Here is an 18640-nt window from a genome sequence, read left to right as displayed (position 1 = left end):
CGCCATGCCGCACATCCACGAGGGCCGCGCCCACTACCACTTCAAGCCCTACAACGTCGGGCGCTGGTCGATCTGGGGCAGCTACGCGCTGGTCATGCTGATCGCGCCGCTGCTGTTCACGAGCAGCCTGTCGATGACGATGCTGTCGCAGATGGGCATCGGCATCATCTCCTGCCTGGCCTTCAACATGCTGCTGGGGCAGGGCGGCATGCTCAGCTTCGGCCATGCCGTGTACTCGGGCCTGGGCTCGTTCTTCGCGATCCACGCGCTGAACATGGCCACGGCCGGCACGCTCACCATCCCGGTCAGCCTGGTGCCGCTGATCGGCGGCCTGGCAGGCCTGTTCTTCGCCGTGCTGCTGGGCTGGGTGACGACGAAGAAGGCGGGCACGCCGTTCGCGATGATCACGCTGGGCGTGGGCGAGCTGGTGGCGGCGATGGCGCTGATGTTCCCGGGCTTCTTCGGCGGCGAGGGCGGCATCAGCGGCAACCGCGTCGTCGGCGAGCCGTTCCTCGGCATCACCTACGGGCCGCAGTCGCAGCTGTACTACCTGATCGCGGTCTACTGCTTCGTCTGCACGGCGCTGATGTTCGCCTTCACGCGCACGCCGCTGGGCCGCATGCTCAATGCCGTGCGCGACAACCCCGAGCGCGTCGAGTTCATCGGCTACAGCACGCAGCGCGTGCGCTACATGGCCTTCATCGCCAGCGGCCTGTTCATGGGCATCGCAGGCGGCCTGAGCGCGCTGAACTTCGAGATCGTCACCGCCGAGGTGGTGGGCGCCACGCGCTCGGGCGCCTTCCTGCTGTTCACCTTCCTGGGCGGCGCGGTGTTCTTCTTCGGCCCCATCATCGGCGCGGTGCTGATGGTGCTGGCCGGCGTGCTGCTGTCCGAGCTGACGCAGGCCTGGCTGCTGTACCTGGGCCTGGTGTTCCTGTTCATGGTGATGTACGCGCCGGGCGGCATCTCGAGCCTGATCATGATGAACCTGCGGCTGGCGGCCTTCGGCAAGCTCAAGCGGTTGTGGACGAGCTACCTCGCGCTCGGCGGCCTGGCCGGCGTGATGCTGGTGGGTGCGGGCGCGATGATCGAGATGGTCTACCACCTGCAGCTCAACGAGGCGCTGGGGCCGCAGCTGAAGTACATGGGCGCCACGCTGAACGCCAAGGGTTTCGACAGCTGGTTCGGCGCGTTCCTGGTGCTGGCCACGGGGGCGGCGCTGTTCGAGCTGACGCGACGGCACTTCGTGCACCAGTGGGACGAGATCCAGGGCGAGATCGAGAAGGAAATCAAGCGGAGGGAAGCGCTGTGAACACGCCCACCCACGCCATCGAGTTGCGCGACGTGCGCAAGAGCTTCGGCAAGACCGAGATCATCCGCGGCGCTTCGCTGGCGGTGCGCCCGGGTGAACGCGTGGCCATCATCGGCCCGAACGGCGCCGGCAAGAGCACGCTGTTCAACCTGATCAGCGGCCGCTTCGGCATCAGCAGCGGCGAGATCCTCCTCAACGGGCAGAGCATCGCGGGTCTCAAGCCCTACGAGATCAACCGCCGCGGGCTGTCGCGCAGCTTCCAGGTCAGCAACCTGTTCACGCGGCTGTCGGTGTTCGAGAACATCCGCTGCGCCGTGCTGTGGAGCCTGGGCTACAAGTACTCGTTCTGGCGCTTCCTGGCCGACCTGCGTGATGCGAACGACCGCACCGAGGAAGTGCTCGAGATGATCAAGCTCGACAAGCGCCGCGACGTGCTGGCCATGAACCTCACCTACGCCGAGCAGCGCGCGCTGGAGATCGGCATCACCATCGCCGGCGGCTCCGACGTGATCCTGCTCGACGAGCCCACGGCCGGCATGAGCAAGAGCGAGACGTCGCGTTTCGTCAACCTGATCCGCGAGGTCACCGTGGGCAAGACGCTGCTGACGGTGGAACACGACATGGGCGTGGTCTTCGGCCTGGCCGACAAGATCGCGGTGCTGGTCTACGGCGAGGTGATCGCCTTCGACGAACCTGCCGCCGTGCGCGCCAACGCGCGCGTGCAGGAAGCCTACCTGGGCAGCGTGCTGGCCGACGCACAGGCCGCCGCGGCGGGACACTGACCATGCTGAAGCTGCAAAACGTGCACGCCTTCTACGGCAAGAGCCATGTGCTGCATGGCGTGAACTTCGAGGTGGGCGCCGGCGAGATCGTCGCGCTGCTGGGGCGCAACGGCTCGGGCCGCTCGACCACCGTGAAGACCATCATGGGCCTGGTCGACGGCAGCGGCTCGATCCGCTGGCGCGACCAGGAGATCCTGGGCCGCAAGGCCTTCGAAATCGCGCACACGGGCATCGGCTACGTGCCCGAGAACCGCGACATCTTTCCCAACCTCACGGTGCACCAGAACCTGCTGCTGGGCCAGAAGGGCGGCAAGAAGGGCGGCCGCTGGGGCTTCGACGACATGTACGGCCTGTTCCCGCGCCTGAAGGAGCGGCAGCACACCGAGGCCGGCGTGCTCTCGGGCGGCGAGCAGCAGATGCTGACGCTGTGCCGCACGCTGATGGGCGACCCCGACCTGATCATGATCGACGAGCCCACCGAAGGCCTGGCGCCCAAGATCGTGGAACTGGTCGGCGAGTACCTGCGCGAACTGAAGCGCCGCGGCATCGGCGTGCTGCTGGTCGAGCAGAAGCTGACGATCGCGCTCGAGGTGTCCGAACGCTGCCTGGTCATGGGCCACGGGCAGATCGTCTTCGAGGGCACGCCCGCTGCCTTGCGTGCCGACAGCTACGTGCGCAAGGAGTGGCTGGAGGTGTAGGCCGCCGGGCCGCTGCCCGTGAGCTGCCGCGCGATCGCGCTGCGCAGCGGCGGCAGCTGCCGTGCCACCTGCAGCACCGTGCGGCGCAGCACGCGGGCCGGCGCGCGGTCGTCGGTGAACAGCCGCACGATGGCGTTGGTGCCCAGCCAGGTCGGCAGCGTGGCGCGGCGGTGGCGGCGTTCGTAGGCGGCCAGCGCCACCGCGTCGGGGCGCCGTTGCTGCCGCGCGCACTGCAGTTCCTGCGCCAGCACCTGCACCCCGTAGAGCCCGAAGTTGTAGCCATGCGCCGTCACCGGATGCATCCCGACCGCGGTGTCGCCCAGCAGCGCCAGCCGCGGGCCCGCGAAGCGGTGTGCGTAGGTCGCCACCAGCGGGTACACGTGGCGCGGGCCGGCCGGGCGCAGCAGGCCCAGCGCGTCGCCGAACTGCTGCTGCACGCGGGCGGCGAAGTCGGCGTCCGACAAGCCCATCCAGGCCGGCGCCTCGTCGCTCGGCAGCGTGACCACGGCCGAGACCTGCCGGCCCGCCATCGGCAGCATCGCCAGGGTGTTGCCATAGCGGAAGCATTCGTGCGCGATGCCCTCGTGCGGGTGTTCGTGCGCGAGCCGCGCGACGATGGCGCTGCGGCCGAAGTCCAGCAGTTGCGCGCCGATGCCGGCCATGCGGCGCAGCGCCGAGAAGCGGCTGTCGGCCGCCACCACCAGCGCGGCGCTGATGCGGTGGCCGTTCTCCAGCGTCAGCGTCGCGGCCTCGGCGCTGCGTTCGAACGCCACCACCGGCGCGTCGGTGTGCAGTTGCACCATCGGCAGCTCGTCGGTGGCGGCGAAGGCCGCTGCGCGCAGCCGGTGGTTGGGCACCAGCCAGCCCAGCGCGTCGTGGCCCTGGCTGCTGGCGTCGAAGGGCAGCACCAGCGGCGAGACGCCGTCGCGCACCTGGGCCTGCCGCAGCGGGGCGATCTCCTGCGCCGGCAGGCGCTGCCACAGGCCCAGCGTTTCGAGGATGACGCGGGAGCGGTGCGTCAGCGCGATGTCGCGGCCGTCTTCGGCCGGGTGCGCCAGCGCGTGCAGGCCCTGCCGCTCGAGCACGGTGCTGGCGATGCCGGCCTGCGCCAGCGCCACGGCCAGCGCCAGGCCGGCCGGGCCGGCGCCGACGATGGCGACATCACAGGTGCGGCTGGTGGGCGTGGCGGTCACGGCGGGAGCCTCGTTCGGTGGCGGGACCGCAGTGTCGGCCGCCGGTCTGCGCCGGGCCTTGACCCCGGTCAGTGGCGGCGGCAACAGGGTAAGTCGGGGGAGCCGGCGGCCCGGTGCGGCGCGAACATCAGGGGCTCAGGGTTTGCCCGGGCCGCGGTGCGCTTGTCGCGGCAGGGACATCGGCACGCAAAAGCCGCCACCTAGAATCGAACGACCGTTCCTTTTTCCACGAACCACGCTGCAGGAGACGCCATGGGCGCCACATACGAACTGCGCGGCGATGTCGCCGTGATCACGCTGGACAACCCGCCCGTCAACGGCCTGGGCTTCGAGACGCGGCGCGCGTTCAGTGCCGGCATCGAGCGGGCACATGCGGATGCAGCCGTGCGCGCCATCGTCATCACCGGCGCCGGCAAGGCCTTCTCGGGCGGCGCCGACATCAAGGAGTTCGGCAGCCCGAAGGCGGTGGCCGAGCCCAACCTGCTGTCGCTGATCAAGCAGCTCGACGACGCCACCAAGCCGGTGGTCGCGGCCATCCACAGCGTGTGCATGGGCGGCGGGCTCGAACTGTCGCTGGGCGCGCACTACCGCGTGGCTGCGCCGGGCACCAACGTGGCCCTGCCCGAGGTGAAGCTGGGGCTGATCCCGGGCGCTGGCGGCACGCAGCGCCTGCCGCGCGTGCTGGGCGTGGAGACGGCGCTGAACATGATCGTCAGCGGCGAGCCGGTGAAGAGCGAACTGCTGGCCAGCGTGCCGGGCCAGAAGCTGTTCGACCGCATCATCACCGACGACCTGCTGGCCGGCGCGGTGGAGTTCGCACGCGCCGTGGCTGCCGAGCACGCCGCCGGCAAGCCGCTGCCGCGCGTGCGCGACATGAAGTGCAGGCACCCGAATGGCGACGCGTACTTCCAGTTCGCGCGCAACATGGTCAAGGGCATGGCGCGCAACTTCCCGGCGCCGGGCAAGTGCGTGGACGCGGTGCAGGCCGCCACGCAGAAGAAGTTCGACGACGGCATGGTCTACGAGCGCGAGATCTTCACCGCGCTGATGTTCACGCCCGAGTGCAAGGCGCTGCGCCACGCCTTCTTCGCCGAGCGCGCGGCCAGCAAGATCCCCGACGTGCCCGAGGACACGCCGGTGCGCAAGATCGAGCAGGTCGCCGTCATCGGCGCCGGCACCATGGGTGGCGGCATCACGATGAACTTCCTGAACGCCGGCATCCCGGTGGTGATGCTGGAGATGAAGCAGGAAGCGCTGGACCGCGGTGTGGCCACGATCCGCAAGAACTACGACGCCCAGGTGAAGAAGGGCAAGCTCAAGCAGGAGAAGCTGGACCAGCGCATGGCGCTGCTGCGCACGACGTTGAACTACGCCGACATCGCGCAGGCCGACATGGTGATCGAGGCCGTGTTCGAGGAGATGGGCGTCAAGGAGAAGGTGTTCAAGACGCTGGACGAGGTCATGAAGCCCGGCGCCATCCTGGCCAGCAACACCAGCACGCTCGACGTCGACCAGATCGCCAACTTCACGAAGCGGCCGCAGGACGTCATCGGCACGCACTTCTTCAGCCCCGCCAACGTGATGAAGCTGCTGGAGGTGGTGCGCGGGAAGGCCACGGCCAAGGACGTGCTGGCCACCGTGATGCAACTGGGCAAGAAGATCAAGAAGACCGCCGTGGTCAGCGGCGTGTGCGACGGCTTCATCGGCAACCGCATGATCGAGCAGTACAGCCGCCAGGCCGGCTTCCTGCTGGAAGAGGGCTGCACGCCGGCCCAGGTGGACAAGGCGATCGAGAAGTTCGGCTTCGCGATGGGCCCGTTCCGCATGGGCGACCTGGCCGGCAACGACATCGGCTGGGCCATCCGCAAGCGCCGCTACGTCGAGAAGCCCGGCATGCGCTACAGCAAGACCGCCGACCTGCTCTGCGAGATGGGCCGCTACGGCCAGAAGACCGGCGCCGGCTGGTACGACTACCAGCCGGGCAAGCGCGACGCGATCCCGTCGGCCGTGGTCGAGCAGATGATCGCCGACCACCGCGCCAGCCTGGGCATCGCGCCGCGCAAGATCAGCGACGACGAGATCGTGCACCGCCTGGTCTACGCGCTGGTCAACGAAGGCGCCAAGATCGTCGAGGAAGGCATCGCCAGCCGCGCGAGCGACATCGACATGGTCTACCTCACCGGCTACGGCTTCCCGCTGCACCGCGGCGGCCCGATGTGCTACGCCGACACCGTGGGCCTGTTCAACGTGGTGCAGACGATGAAGAAGTTCGCCGCCAACCCGCATGACGACGCCAGCTTCTGGCAGCCCGCGCCGCTGCTGGCGCGGCTGGCGGCTGAAGGCAAGAGCTTCAGCTGATCGCGGTGGTCAAGCGCCTCGTTCTGGGCCTGCTGGCCCTGGTGCTGCTGCTGGCCGTGGTGCTGGTGGCGAACACGCTGCGCCAGGGCTCGCGGCAGCTGCAGGTGCCGCCGCTGGCGAAGCTGGCGGTCGACGGCGCGGCCGTCGCCGACACGATGGCGCAGGCCGTGCGCGCCAGGACGGTGAGCGGCCTGCTCGACCCCACGGGCACCGCGGCCGAGTTCGACGCACTGCACACGCTGCTGCGCACGCGCTACCCGCTGGCGCACGCGCAGCTGCAGCCCGAGCGCGTGGGCGCGCACAGCCTGCTGTTCACCTGGAAGGGCAGCGACACGCAGGCGCGGCCGATGGCGCTGCTGGCGCACCAGGACGTGGTGCCCATTGCGCCCGGCACCGAGAGCCTGTGGAAGAAGCCGCCCTTTGCCGGCGTGGTGGAAGACGGCTTCGTGTGGGGCCGCGGCACGCTCGACAACAAGAGCAACCTCGTCACCCAGCTCGAAGCGGTGGAACTGCTGCTGAAGTCGGGCTTCAAGCCGCGCCGCACGGTCTACCTGTTCTACGGCCACGACGAAGAGGTCGGCGGCCGCAATGGCGCGGTCAAGGCGGTCGAGCTGCTGCAGCAGCGCGGCGTGCGGCTGGAGTTCGTGCTCGACGAAGGCCTGGCCGTCACCGAAGGCGTGCTGCCCGGCGTGGCGCAGCCGCTGGCGCTGGTGGCGCTGGCCGAGAAGGGCTCGGTGACGCTGAAGCTCACGGCGACCGCAGCGCCTGGCCACTCGTCGATGCCGCCGGCGGCCGGCAGCAGCGCCATCGGCCGGCTCAGCGCCGCGCTGGTGCGGCTGGACCAGAACCCCATGCCCGGCGGCATCCAGGGCGCGGCGGCCGAGATGTTCGCGGCGGTGGCGCCGGAGCTGCCCTTCGGTCAGCGCCTGGCGATGAGCAACCTGTGGCTGACGCGGCCGCTGGTCGAGCGCCTGCTGGGCCGCGGCGGTGCCACCAACGCGATGCTGCGCACCACCACCGCGATGACGATCCTGAACGCCGGCAACAAGGAAAACGTGCTGCCCGGCCAGGCCGAGGCCGTCGTCAACTTCCGCATCCTGCCCGGCGACACCGCGGCGTCGGTGCAGGCCCACGTGCAGCGGGTGATCGCCGACGCCGGCATCACGGTGCAGCCGCTGGACGTGGCCTTCGAGCCGTCGAAGCTGTCGTCGTCGCAGACCGATGTCTTCCGCGGCATCGAGCGCAGCGTGCGCGAGGTCTTCCCCGACAGCCTGGTGGCGCCGGGGCTGATGCTCGCGGCGTCGGATGCGCGCCACTTCGACGCCATCACCGAGCACAGCTACCGCTTCATGCCGATCCGTTTCACGACGCAGGACCTGGCGCGCGTGCACGGCACCGACGAGCGCATCGCCATCGAGCAGCTGGCCGACATGGTGCGCTTCTACCACCGGCTGCTGTCGCAGTCGGCTTCCTGAACCCCTTGCTCCGCATGTTGCCCCGAACGTCGACCCGAACCCCAGCCACAGGACCCTTGCCATGAGCCAAGCCGTCATCGTCTCCACCGCCCGCACGCCCCTGGCCAAGAGCTGGAAGGGCGCCTTCAACATGACCCACGGTGCCACGCTGGGCGCCTTCGCCGTGCAGGCCGCGGTGCAGCGCGCCGGCGTCGACCCCGGCGCCATCGAGGACGTGCTGATGGGCTGCGCCAACCCCGAGGGCGCCACCGGCGCCAACATCGCGCGCCAGATCGCGCTGAAGGCCGGCCTGCCGATCTCGGTGAGCGGCGTCACGATCAACCGTTTCTGCAGCAGCGGCCTGCAGACCATCGCGATGGCGGCGCAGCGCATCATCGCCGGCGAAGGCGACGTGTATGTCGCCGGCGGCGTCGAGAGCATCTCGTGCGTGCAGCAGGAGATGAACCAGCACATGCTGGCCGACCCGGCGCTGGCGGCCATCAAGCCCGAGATCTACTGGAGCATGCTGCAGACCGCCGAGCAGGTGGCCAAGCGCTACAAGATCGACAAGGAGCGCATGGACCGCTACGGCGCCGCCAGCCAGCAGAAGGCCTGCGCGGCGCAGGAGCAGGGCCTGTTCGCGGCCGAGATGGTGGCCTGCACCGTGACCGCCGGCGTCGCCGACGCGCAGCTGGGCCTGCGCAGCAAGGAAGTCACGATCAGCGCAGACGAAGGCCTGCGCCCGGGCACCACCTACGAGGGCATCCAGGGCATCCGCCCGGCGCTGCCCGGCGGCGTGGTGACGGCCGGCAACGCCAGCCAGTTCAGCGACGGCGCCGGCGCCTGCGTCGTCGTCAGCGAGGCCTACGCGCAGCAGAAGGGCCTGCAGCCGCTGGGCCGCTTCCTCGGCTTCGCGGTCGCCGGCTGCGAGCCCGACGAGATGGGCATCGGCCCGGTCTACGCCGTGCCCAAGGTGCTCAAGCGCCTGGGCCTGACGGTGGCCGACATCGACCTGTGGGAGCTGAACGAGGCCTTCGCCGTGCAGGTGCTGTACTGTGCCGACACGCTGGGCATCCCGATGGACAGGCTCAACGTCAACGGCGGCGCCATCGCGGTGGGCCACCCCTACGGCGTCAGCGGCCAGCGCCTGACGGGCCACGCGCTGATCGAAGGCAAGCGCCGCGGCGCGAAGCGGGTGTGCGTGACGATGTGCATCGGCGGCGGCATGGGTGCTGCCGGCGTGTTCGAAGTGCTCTGACGTGCGCTGGGCGCACGGCGGCCAGGCCCGTGCGGGCGGAGGGTGAAGCGATGGCGATCGATCTCGACGGCTTGCGCAAGTTCTTCCGCCTCTCGCCCTACATGGTGGACCTGGGCGTGTCGCCGGTGGCGGTGGACGAAGGCCGCGTCGTCACGGTGCTGCACATCGCGCCGCGCCACCTGCAGCACACCGGGCAGGTGCATGCTGGCGTCTCGGCCGCGATGGCCGACCACAGCATGGGTGCGGCCGCGCAGACCATGGCGCCCGACGGCTACTGGGTGCTCACCGCCGAGCTCAAGACCAGCCTGCTGCGGCCCGGCAAGGGCGAGCGCCTGGTGTGCGAGGCGCGGGTGCTCAAGCCCGGCCGCCAGATCAGCTTCACCGAGGCCGAGGTCTACGCCGAACGCGATGGGCATCGCGTGCTCGTCTGCAAGGCCTCTGCCACCATGGCCATCGTCGCCCAGGCCTGAACCCACCGACTCCGACACAGGCAACCCCCATGCGCCAGACCCTCGACTTCCTGCTGCACGACTGGCTCGACGTGGCCATGCTGCTGCAGCGCCCGCGCTTCGCCGAGCATTCCGCCGAGACCTTCGCCTCGGTGCTGGACACCTGCGAGCGCATCGCGCGCGAGAAGTTCGCGCCCTTCAACCGCCAGGCCGACGTGCAGGAGCCGCACTTCGACGGCGAACGCGTGCACCTGCCCGAGAGCACGCACGCAGCGATGGCCGCCTACGTCGACTCGGGCATGCTGGCCGCCGCGCAGGATTACGACGTCGGCGGCATGCAGCTGCCCTGCGTCATCGAGATGGCCGCCAACGCCTTCTTCAGCAAGGCCAGCGTCGCGATGGGCGGCTACGCCATGCTCACCAGCGGCAACGCCAGCCTGCTGATGGCGCACGGCACGCCGGTGCAGAAGGACGTGTTCGCGAAGCACCTGTTCGCCGGCCGCTGGTTCGGCACCATGTGCCTGAGCGAGCCGCAGGCGGGTTCGTCGCTGAGCGACGTGGCCACGCGCGCCGTGCCCGACGGGGCCGATGGGCAGCACGACCCGCTGGGCCCGCGCTACCGGCTCAAGGGCAACAAGATGTGGATCTCGGCCGGCGAGCACGAGCTCACCGAGAACATCGTGCACCTGGTGCTGGCCAAGATCCCCGGCCCCGATGGCCGCCTGGTGCCGGGCACGCGCGGCATCTCGCTGTTCATCGTGCCGAAGAAGCTGGTGGGCACCGACGGCGCGCTCACCGGCGAGCGCAACGACGTCGCGCTGGCCGGCCTGAACCACAAGCTCGGCTACCGCGGCACCACGAACACGCTGCTGAACTTCGGCGAGGGCCGGTTCCCGGTGCGCGCTGAGCAGGGCGGCGGCCTGGACGGCCGCGGGGCGGGCGCCATCGGCTACCTGGTGGGCGAGCCCGGCCAGGGCCTGCGCTGCATGTTCCACATGATGAACGAGGCGCGCATCGGCGTGGGCCTGGGCGCGGTGATGCTGGGCTACGCCGGCTACGAGGCCAGCCTGGACTACGCCAGGAACCGCCCGCAGGGCCGGCCCGTGGGCCCGGGTGGCAAGGACGCCGCGGTGCCGCAGATCCCCATCGTGCAGCACGCCGACGTCAAGCGCATGCTGCTGGCGCAGAAGAGCTACGTCGAGGGCGGGCTGGCGCTGGAGCTGTACTGCGCGCGCCTGGTCGACGAACTCGCCACCGGCGACGACACGCAGCGCCACGACGCGCACACGCTGCTGGAGGTGCTGACGCCGATCGCCAAGAGCTGGCCCAGCGAATGGTGCCTGGAGGCCAACTCGCTGGCGATCCAGGTGCACGGCGGCTACGGCTACACGCGCGACTTCCCGGTCGAGCAGTACTGGCGCGACAACCGCCTGAACATGATCCACGAGGGCACGCACGGCATCCAGGGCCTGGACCTGCTGGGCCGCAAGGTGGTGATGGACGGCGGCGCCGGCCTGAAGCTGCTGGCCACGCGCATCAGCGCCACGATCGAGCGCGCGGGCCACGTCGACGGCCTGGCCGAGCCGGCCAACGCACTGGCGGCGGCGCTGCAGCGCCTGGGTGCGGCCACCAAGAGCGCCTGGGCCACCGGCAACCCCGACGAAGCGCTGGCCAACGCCACGCCCTACCTGCAGGCCTTCGGCCACGTGGTGCTGGCCTGGCTGTGGCTCGACGTGGGGCTGGCTGCCGACAAGAGCGCCTCGCCGCTGAAGCCCGGCAAACTCGCGGCCATGCACTACTTCTTCGCCTACGAACTGCCCAAGATCGACGCCTGGCTCGGCGTCGTCGCCCGCCGCGAGGCGGTGTGCCGCAGCATGCAGCCCGACTGGTTCTGAGCCATGACGCCCAAGCAGCTCGAAACCCTGGTCTGGGTGCTGATCTACGGCGGCCTGCTGACGTTGAGCCTGGGCGTCTTCGTGCAGAAGCTGCACGACCCCATCGGCTGGACGCTCACCATCGTCGGCGCCGTCGCCGCCGTGGCGGGCGCTGTGCTGGTGTGGGTGCGCTCGCGCATGGGGCGCTGAGGCCGCCGCCCCGCCACATCACTGTCTTCTTCCCTCAAGGACCCCGCCATGAGCACTCCCGTGCATTCCCTGTTCGACCTCCACGGCAAGACCGCCCTCGTCACCGGCGGCTCGCGCGGCCTGGGGCTGCAGATCGCCGAAGCGCTGGGCGAAGCCGGCGCGAAGATCATGCTGACCTCGCGCAAGGCCGCCGACCTTGAAGAGGCCGCCGCCCACCTGCAGGCCAAGGGCATCGACACGCGCTGGATCGCCGCCGACGCCAGCCAGCCCGCCGACGTGCAGAAGGTCGTCGACGAGACGATGCAGCGCCTGGGCCGCATCGACATCCTCGTCAACAACGCCGGTGCCACCTGGGGCGCGCCGGCCGAGGACCACCCGCTGGAGGCCTGGGACAAGGTGATGAACCTGAACATCCGCAGCCTGTTCCTGTTCGCGCAGGCGGTGGCCAAGGCCTCGATGATCCCGAACAAGGGCGGCCGCATCATCAACGTGGCGTCCATCGCCGGCCTCGCCGGCAGCCTGGACATGAAGTTCATCGCCTACGGCACGAGCAAGGGCGCGGTGGTGAACTTCACGCGCACGCTGGCCGGCGAGTGGGGCCCGCACGGCATCAACGTGAACGCGCTGGCGCCGGGCTTCTTCCCGAGCAAGATGACCGCCGGCGTCATGAAGGCCATCGGCGTCGAGAAGATGAACGCGGCGGCGCCGCTGCGCCGCATCGGCGACGACGACGACCTGAAGGGCGCGGCGCTGCTGTTCGCCAGCGCCGCGGGCAAGCACATCACCGGGCAGATCCTGGCCGTAGACGGCGGCGTCAGCGCGGTGCACGCCGGATGAGCGGAAAGCTGCAGTTCCCGGTCCACATCCCGTTCGTCGAGGAACTGGGGCTCGAGCTCTGGGCTTTCGGCGACGGCCACGCCGAACTGCGTGTGGACCTGGCCGAGGCGCACCTGAACAGCTGGGAAGTGGCGCACGGCGGCGTGCTGATGACGATGCTCGACGTGGCCATGGCGCACGCCGCGCGCAGCATCCACCAGCACCTGCCCGACCGCGGGCCGGGCGTGGCCACCATCGAGATGAAGACCAGCTTCATGCGCCCGGCCGAAGGCGAACTGCGTGCTGTCGCCAAGCTGCTGCACAAGACCACCACGATGGCCTTCACCGAAGGCACCGTGCTCGACGGCCACGGCCGCCTCTGCGCCCACGCCACCGGCACCTTCAAATACCTGCGCGCGCTGCCCACCGACGGCCGCATGGCCAAGCAACTGCAGCGCAATCCCACCCCGGAGACACCATGACCCTCGTCAACCAGCAGATCCAGCTCGCCTCGCGCCCCCAGGGCGAACCCGGCGCCGACAACTTCCGCCTCGTCGAACTGCCCGTGCCGGCACTGGCCGACGGCCAGGTGCTGGTGAAGAACCACTACCTGAGCCTGGACCCCTACATGCGCGGTCGCATGAACGACGGCAAGAGCTACGCGCAGCCGCAGCCGCTGGACACGGTGATGATCGGCGGCACGGTGGGCGAGGTCGTCGATTCCCGCCACCCCGGCTTCGTGCCGGGCGACAAGGTGGTCGGCATGGGCGGCTGGCAGCTGTACACGGTGGTCGACGCCGCGCAGCCCGGTCTGCTGCGCAAGGTCGACACCACGCACGTGCCGCTGTCGGCCTACCTGGGCGCCGTGGGCATGCCGGGCGTCACGGCCTGGTACGGGCTGACCCAGATCATCGCACCCAAGGCCGGCGAGACCGTGGTCGTCAGCGCCGCCAGCGGCGCCGTCGGCAGCGCGGTCGGCCAGCTGGCCAAGGCCCGCGGCTGCCGCGTGGTCGGCATCGCCGGCGGCGCCGACAAGTGCGGCTACGTGGTGGACGAGCTCGGCTTCGATGCCTGCGTCGACTACAAGGCGCAGCCCGATGCGCAGGCCTTGCTGGCCGCGCTGCAGACCGCCGCGCCCGCGGGCGTCGACGGCTACTTCGAGAACGTCGGCGGCGCCATCCTCGACGCCGTGATGGCGCAGATGAACGCCTTCGGCCGCATCGCCTTCTGCGGCATGATTTCCGGCTACAACGGCGAGCCGATCCCGATGCGCGCGCCGCAGCTGATCCTGACGCAGCGGCTGAAGCTGCAGGGCTTCATCGTCAGCGAACACATGCAGCTGTGGCCCGAGGCGCTGAAGGAACTGGGCACGGCCGTCGCCACCGGCCGGCTGAAGTACCGCGAGAGCGTGGCCCAGGGCCTGGCCGCGGCGCCCGAGGCCTTCCTGGGCCTGCTGAAGGGCCGCAACTTCGGCAAGCAACTCGTGCGGCTGGCGTGAACTGGACCTGGTCGCGCTTCGCTGCGCTGGGCGTCGACAACCTGTACGACGCGCTGGCGCTGCGCTGCCGGGTCTTCATCCTGGAACAGGGCCCGTACCTCGACCCCGACGGCGTCGACCGCGACAGCTGGCACCTGCTGGGCCGCGACGACACGGGCACGCTGCAGGCCTACCTGCGCGTGGTGGACCCGGACGTGAAATACGCCGAGCCCTCGCTGGGCCGCGTCATCACCGCGCCCGAAACACGCGGCACCGGCCTCGGCCGCGTGCTGGTGGGCGAGGGCGTGCGCCGCTGCCTGCAGGCCTGGCCGGGTCAGGGCATCCGCATCAGCGCGCAGGCGCACCTGGCGCGCTTCTACGGCAGCTTCGGCTTCGTCGGTGTGGGCGAGCCTTACCTGGAAGACAACATCCCGCACCTGGAGATGCTGAGGGCGCCATGAGCGGGACCACACACCCCACGCACGAGGTCTTCAATCAGCCCGCGCCGCTGGCCGACGTGAACCTGTGGCGCGTGAACCGGCCGCTGCAGGACGCGCTGCGCCACCACGCGCCGGCGCTGGACACCACGGCGCTCGACGCGCTGGGCGCGCTGGCCGGCAGCGCCGAACTGCAGGCGCATGCGCGGCTGGCGAACACGCACGCGCCGGTGCTGCACACGCACGACCGCGTCGGCCGCCGCATCGATCAGGTCGAGTTCCACCCCAGCTACCACGCGCTGCTGGGTGCGGCCCTGGCTGCAGGGTTGCACGGCACGCCGTGGTCGCGCGGGCCGGGCGGGCACCTCGAGCGCGCCGCCGGCTTCATGCTCTTCACCGAGGCCGAGCCCTCGGTGCTGTGCCCGGTGTCGATGACCTATGCCGTCACGCCGGCGCTGCGCGCCAACGCCGCACTGTCGGCCGACTGGTCGCCACGTCTGGCCGGCACCGCCTACGACCCGCGCTTCGTGCCCTTCGACCGCAAGAGCACGGTGACGATGGGCATGGGCATGACCGAGAAGCAAGGCGGCTCGGACGTGCGCGCCAACACCACGCGCGCCGTGCGCGACGGCAGCGACGCCTGGGGCGAGCGCTGGCGCCTGACCGGCCACAAGTGGTTCTTCTCGGCGCCGATGTGCGACGCGTTCCTGGTGCTGGCGCAGACCACCGACAGCGCCGCCGGCCTGAGCTGCTTCTTCGTGCCGCGCCTGCTGCCCGACGGCAGCGTCAACGCCATCGCGGTGCAGCGCCTGAAGCACAAGCTGGGCAACCACGCCAACGCCAGCAGCGAGGTCGAGTTCGACGCCGCCGCCGGCTGGCTGGTGGGCGAGGCCGGCCGCGGCGTGCCGCAGATCCTGGCGATGGGCGCGCTGACGCGGCTGGACTGCGCACTGGGCACGGCCGGGCTGATGCGCCAGGCGCTGTCGCTGGCGCTGCACCACACCACGCAGCGCCACGCGTTCGGCAAGCCGCTGATCGCGCAGCCGCTGATGAGGAACGTGCTCGCCGACCTGGCACTCGACAGCGAAGCCGCCACCGCGCTGGCGCTGCGCCTGGCCGCGGCGGTGGACCGCAGCGAACACGGCTTGGATGCCCACGAAGCCGTGATGCGCCGCCTGCTCACGCCGGTGGCCAAGTTCTGGATCTGCAAGCGCGGCAGCCACTTCGCGCAGGAGGCGATGGAGTGCCTGGGCGGCAACGGCTACGTCGAGGCCGCCGGCGAGGGCGTGATGGCGCGCATCTACCGCGAGATGCCGCTCAACAGCATCTGGGAAGGCGCCGGCAACATCATGGCGCTGGACCTGCTGCGCGCGCTGCGCGGCGCGCAGGTGGCCGACGCCATCGCCCACGAGACCGCGCCCGCCCGCGGCCGCCACGCCGCGCTGGACCGCGCCATCGCCCGCGTGCTCGACGCGGTGGACGCCACCGTGCCCGAGGCGCAGGCGCGCGGCCTGGCGCGCGAGCTGGCGCTGGTGCTGCAGGCCACGCTGCTGCACGCGCACGCGCCGCAGCCGGTCTTCGACGCCTTCTGCGCCGCGCGCTTGGATGCGCCGGCCGATGTGTACGGCCTGCTGCCCGCCAGTGCCGACCTCGATGTCCTGATCACCCGCGCACTGCCCACGGAGACCGCATGAGCACCGACGACCTGATCCTGCACCACTACGACGGTTCGCCGTTTTCCGAGAAGGTGCGCCTGATGCTGGGCTTCAAGGGCCTGGCCTGGCGCTCGGTGAAGGTGCCGGTGATCCTGCCCAAGCCCGACGTGGTGGCGCTCACCGGCGGCTACCGCAAGACGCCCTTCGTGCAGGTGGGGGCCGACATCTACTGCGACACGGCGCTGATCGCCCGGCTGCTGGAGGCGCGCGCACCCGCGCCGTCGCTGTTCCCGGCCGACGCGCCGCTGGCGCCGCTGCTGGCGCAGTGGGCCGACAGCACGCTGTTCTGGACCGTCATCCCGTACACGATGCAACCGGCCGGCGTGTCGCACATGTTCGCCGGCATGCCGCCCGAGGCGCTGAAGGCCTTCGCGGCCGACCGCGCGCCGTTCACCGCCGGCCTGCAGCGCCAGACGGTCGCCGACGCCTCGGCCAATCTGCGCGCGTACGCCGCGGCGCTGGACGCCCAGCTGGCCGATGGCCGCGCGTTCCTCTTCGGCGCCGCCGCCAGCGTGGCGGACTTCTCGGTCGCGCACTGCCTCTGGTACGTGCAGCGCGGCGGCCCGGTGGCCGAGATCCTGGCGCCGCACACGCATTTGCGCGCCTGGGGCGCGCGCATGCAGGCCTTCGGCCACGGCCGGCCCGAGCGCATGGACAGCGCCGAGGCCCTGGCTATCGCAGCCGGCGCCAGCAGCCACGCGCCGACGCAGGTGCTGCCGGGCCTGGGCTTCGAGGCCGGGCAAGCGGTCACGGTGACGGCCACCGACTACGGCCGCGACCCCGTGGCCGGCACCTTGGTGGGGCTGAGCGGCGACGAGGTCGTCGTGCGCCGCACCGACCCGCGCGCCGGCACCGTGCACGTGCACTTCCCGCGCGCCGGGTTCCAGATCAAGCAGGACACACAGGAGAACAAGACATGAACTGGCAAGGCAAGACCGCCGTCATCACCGGCGCCGCCTCGGGCTTCGGCCTCGAGGCCAGCCGCATCGCCGCCACGCGCGGCATGCACGTGGTGATGGCCGACGTGCAGCAGCAGGCGCTGGACGCCGCCGCCGCCGAGATCCGCGGCCTGGGCGCGCAGGTGCTGCCGTTCCGGCTGGACGTCTCGAAGGCCGAGCAGGTCGACGCCCTGGGCGCGGCGACGATGGAGCGCTTCGGCGCACCCAGCTTCGTCTTCAACAACGCCGGCGTCGCGCACGGCGGGCTGATCTGGGAGCACAGCGCGAAGGACTGGGACTGGGTCATCGGCGTCAACCTGCTGGGCGTGGCGCACGGCCTGCGCGTGTTCACGCCGCTGATGCTGGCCGCGGCAGACGCCGACCCGGCGTTCGAAGGCCACATCGTCAACACCGCCAGCATGGCCGGCCTGCTGAGTGCGCCCAACATGGGCGTCTACAACGCCAGCAAGCACGCCGTGGTGGCGATGAGCGAGACGCTCTACCAGGACCTGGCGCTCGTGAGCACGCAGGTCCACGCGCACGTGCTGTGCCCGTTCTTCGTGCCGACCGGCATCCACCAGAGCGAACGCCACCGCCCTGCGGCGCTGGCCGACGCCGTGGCGCCCACGCGCAGCCAGCTGATCGCCCAGGCGATGAGCGGCAAGGCCGTCACCAGCGGCAAGGTCACGGCGGCACAGGTCGCGCAATACGTCTACGACGCGATGGACGAACACCGCTTCTACATCTACAGCCACCCCAAGAGCCTGGCCAGCGTGCAGGTGCGGCTGGAGGACGTGATGACGCCGCGCAACCCCACCGACCCGTTTGCGGCCAAGCCCGAGCTGGGCGCGCAGCTGCGCGCTGCGTTGCGGGCCACGGCGGCGTAGGCCACCGGCCTCAGCAGGCCAGCGCCAGCGCCTGCACCGGCCGGTGCGTGGCCGCGTCGGTGACGACGAAGACCACGCGCCGCGGGTGGGCGGCCACGCCGCGTGACACCTGCAGCCGCAGCTGCGCGCCGGCCGACGCCTGCCAGGCCGCCACCGGCCGATACAGGCGCACGACGTGGTCGTGGCGCAGCGTCTCGCCGGCGTTCTCGCCGGCGCGCACGGCGCTGACGTGGCGGTCTTCCAGCACGGCCCAGTAGCCGTCCAGCCGCTGGGCCGCCCCCGGGGCCGCGGCCACGGTGGCCGTGACCGTCTCACCCTGGCGCTGCAGGGTCAGCTCCAGCGGGCTGGCTGACTGCACGGCAGGCAGCGCTGCGCCGGCGCGGCTGTCGCGCCCGTTCACCACCACCTGCGGCGTGTACACGGTGCGGCTGTTGTTCCAGGCTGCCAGCTGGTATTGCCGCGCCGTGGCTTCGGGCGTGGCGAAGCGGTCGGGCCAGCCGAGCCTGTCCCAGTAGTTCACGTGGAAGCCCAGCGCCAGCACGTCGTCGCGGCCGAGCAGCGTGGACAGCCAGCGGTCGGCCGGCGGGCAGGAACTGCAGCCTTCGGAGGTGTAGAGCTCCACCACGGTGGGCACGGTGGCGGCGCTGCGTGCCTGGCACGCGCCGGTGGGGGCATCGGCCGCAGCAGCGCCCGGGGCGGTGCCGCTCAGCATCAGTGCGAGCAACAGAAGGCGTGAAGTGGGCAGGGTGTGCATGCTCCTGAGTCGCCGCAGGCAGCCGATC

At 70.8% G+C, this 18640-nt stretch carries 18 protein-coding genes; 16 read left to right on the top strand and 2 right to left on the bottom strand.

Going from position 1 to position 18640, the window contains the following annotated elements; translation table 11 throughout:
* Nucleotides 1-4: 4 nt before the first annotated feature.
* Genes ACPOLB_RS03235 through ACPOLB_RS03225 form a run of 3 tightly spaced genes read left to right on the top strand, consistent with a single transcriptional unit; the run spans nucleotide 5 to nucleotide 2792 of the window.
* A complete protein-coding gene (locus ACPOLB_RS03235) occupies nucleotides 5-1312 on the top strand; it encodes a branched-chain amino acid ABC transporter permease (RefSeq protein ID WP_425259859.1) in 1308 nt (435 codons plus the stop codon).
* Nucleotides 1309-2094 (top strand): ABC transporter ATP-binding protein, encoded by a 786-nt coding sequence (locus ACPOLB_RS03230; protein WP_425259858.1) that lies wholly within the window; start codon nucleotides 1309-1311, stop codon nucleotides 2092-2094. The genes ACPOLB_RS03235 and ACPOLB_RS03230 overlap by 4 nt, the downstream gene beginning before the upstream one ends.
* A 2-nt stretch (nucleotides 2095-2096) precedes the next feature.
* Nucleotides 2097-2792, top strand: coding sequence for an ABC transporter ATP-binding protein (locus ACPOLB_RS03225; RefSeq protein WP_425259857.1), 696 nt, complete (start codon nucleotides 2097-2099; stop codon nucleotides 2790-2792).
* On the opposite strand, the gene ubiM is transcribed toward ACPOLB_RS03225, so the two are convergent.
* Complete coding sequence (gene ubiM, locus ACPOLB_RS03220; protein WP_425259856.1) at nucleotides 2762-3985, bottom strand: 5-demethoxyubiquinol-8 5-hydroxylase UbiM; 1224 nt, start codon at nucleotides 3983-3985, stop codon at nucleotides 2762-2764. The genes ACPOLB_RS03225 and ubiM overlap by 31 nt on opposite strands.
* A gap of 252 nt (nucleotides 3986-4237) precedes the next feature.
* Between ubiM and ACPOLB_RS03215 the strand changes: the two genes are divergently transcribed.
* From ACPOLB_RS03215 to ACPOLB_RS03155, 13 genes are all read left to right on the top strand, one after another.
* Entirely contained in the window at nucleotides 4238-6343 is a 2106-nt protein-coding gene (locus ACPOLB_RS03215; RefSeq protein WP_425259855.1) for a 3-hydroxyacyl-CoA dehydrogenase NAD-binding domain-containing protein, read from the top strand.
* A gap of 5 nt (nucleotides 6344-6348) precedes the next feature.
* Nucleotides 6349-7818, top strand: coding sequence for a M20 family peptidase (locus ACPOLB_RS03210; protein WP_425259854.1), 1470 nt, complete (start codon nucleotides 6349-6351; stop codon nucleotides 7816-7818).
* 61 nt (nucleotides 7819-7879) lie between these two features.
* Entirely contained in the window at nucleotides 7880-9055 is a 1176-nt protein-coding gene (locus tag ACPOLB_RS03205) for an acetyl-CoA C-acyltransferase (protein ID WP_425259853.1), read from the top strand.
* Between the two features lie 50 nt (nucleotides 9056-9105).
* On the top strand, nucleotides 9106-9525 hold the full coding sequence (locus tag ACPOLB_RS03200) for a PaaI family thioesterase (protein ID WP_425259852.1): 420 nt from the start codon (nucleotides 9106-9108) through the stop codon (nucleotides 9523-9525).
* 29 nt (nucleotides 9526-9554) lie between these two features.
* Entirely contained in the window at nucleotides 9555-11399 is a 1845-nt protein-coding gene (locus ACPOLB_RS03195) for an acyl-CoA dehydrogenase (protein WP_425259850.1), read from the top strand.
* A gap of 3 nt (nucleotides 11400-11402) precedes the next feature.
* On the top strand, nucleotides 11403-11588 hold the full coding sequence (locus ACPOLB_RS03190) for a hypothetical protein (RefSeq protein ID WP_425259849.1): 186 nt from the start codon (nucleotides 11403-11405) through the stop codon (nucleotides 11586-11588).
* Between the two features lie 48 nt (nucleotides 11589-11636).
* On the top strand, nucleotides 11637-12425 hold the full coding sequence (locus ACPOLB_RS03185; RefSeq protein ID WP_425259848.1) for an SDR family oxidoreductase: 789 nt from the start codon (nucleotides 11637-11639) through the stop codon (nucleotides 12423-12425).
* On the top strand, nucleotides 12422-12886 hold the full coding sequence (locus ACPOLB_RS03180; RefSeq protein ID WP_425259847.1) for a PaaI family thioesterase: 465 nt from the start codon (nucleotides 12422-12424) through the stop codon (nucleotides 12884-12886). The genes ACPOLB_RS03185 and ACPOLB_RS03180 overlap by 4 nt, the downstream gene beginning before the upstream one ends.
* On the top strand, nucleotides 12883-13902 hold the full coding sequence (locus ACPOLB_RS03175; protein WP_425259846.1) for an NADP-dependent oxidoreductase: 1020 nt from the start codon (nucleotides 12883-12885) through the stop codon (nucleotides 13900-13902). Before ACPOLB_RS03180 ends, ACPOLB_RS03175 begins: the two co-directional genes overlap by 4 nt.
* Complete coding sequence (locus ACPOLB_RS03170) at nucleotides 13899-14342, top strand: GNAT family N-acetyltransferase (protein WP_425259845.1); 444 nt, start codon at nucleotides 13899-13901, stop codon at nucleotides 14340-14342. The genes ACPOLB_RS03175 and ACPOLB_RS03170 overlap by 4 nt, the downstream gene beginning before the upstream one ends.
* Nucleotides 14339-16012: an isovaleryl-CoA dehydrogenase gene (locus ACPOLB_RS03165; RefSeq protein WP_425259844.1), complete on the top strand. Its 1674-nt coding sequence runs from the start codon at nucleotides 14339-14341 to the stop codon at nucleotides 16010-16012. The genes ACPOLB_RS03170 and ACPOLB_RS03165 overlap by 4 nt, the downstream gene beginning before the upstream one ends.
* Nucleotides 16009-16953 (top strand): glutathione S-transferase family protein, encoded by a 945-nt coding sequence (locus ACPOLB_RS03160; protein ID WP_425259843.1) that lies wholly within the window; start codon nucleotides 16009-16011, stop codon nucleotides 16951-16953. The genes ACPOLB_RS03165 and ACPOLB_RS03160 overlap by 4 nt, the downstream gene beginning before the upstream one ends.
* Nucleotides 16950-17858: an SDR family oxidoreductase gene (locus ACPOLB_RS03155; RefSeq protein ID WP_425259842.1), complete on the top strand. Its 909-nt coding sequence runs from the start codon at nucleotides 16950-16952 to the stop codon at nucleotides 17856-17858. Before ACPOLB_RS03160 ends, ACPOLB_RS03155 begins: the two co-directional genes overlap by 4 nt.
* Before the next feature lie 10 nt (nucleotides 17859-17868).
* Here the strand turns inward: ACPOLB_RS03155 and ACPOLB_RS03150 are convergent, their stop codons facing one another.
* Nucleotides 17869-18612, bottom strand: a complete 744-nt coding sequence (locus tag ACPOLB_RS03150) for a DUF1223 domain-containing protein (RefSeq protein WP_425259841.1) — start codon at nucleotides 18610-18612, stop codon at nucleotides 17869-17871.
* Between the last annotated feature and the right edge of the window lie 28 nt (nucleotides 18613-18640).

Source organism: Rubrivivax soli, from assembly GCF_049810355.1.
Taxonomy (GTDB): Bacteria; Pseudomonadota; Gammaproteobacteria; order Burkholderiales; family Burkholderiaceae_C; genus Rubrivivax.
This window is presented reverse-complemented; position numbering and strand designations above follow the sequence as displayed.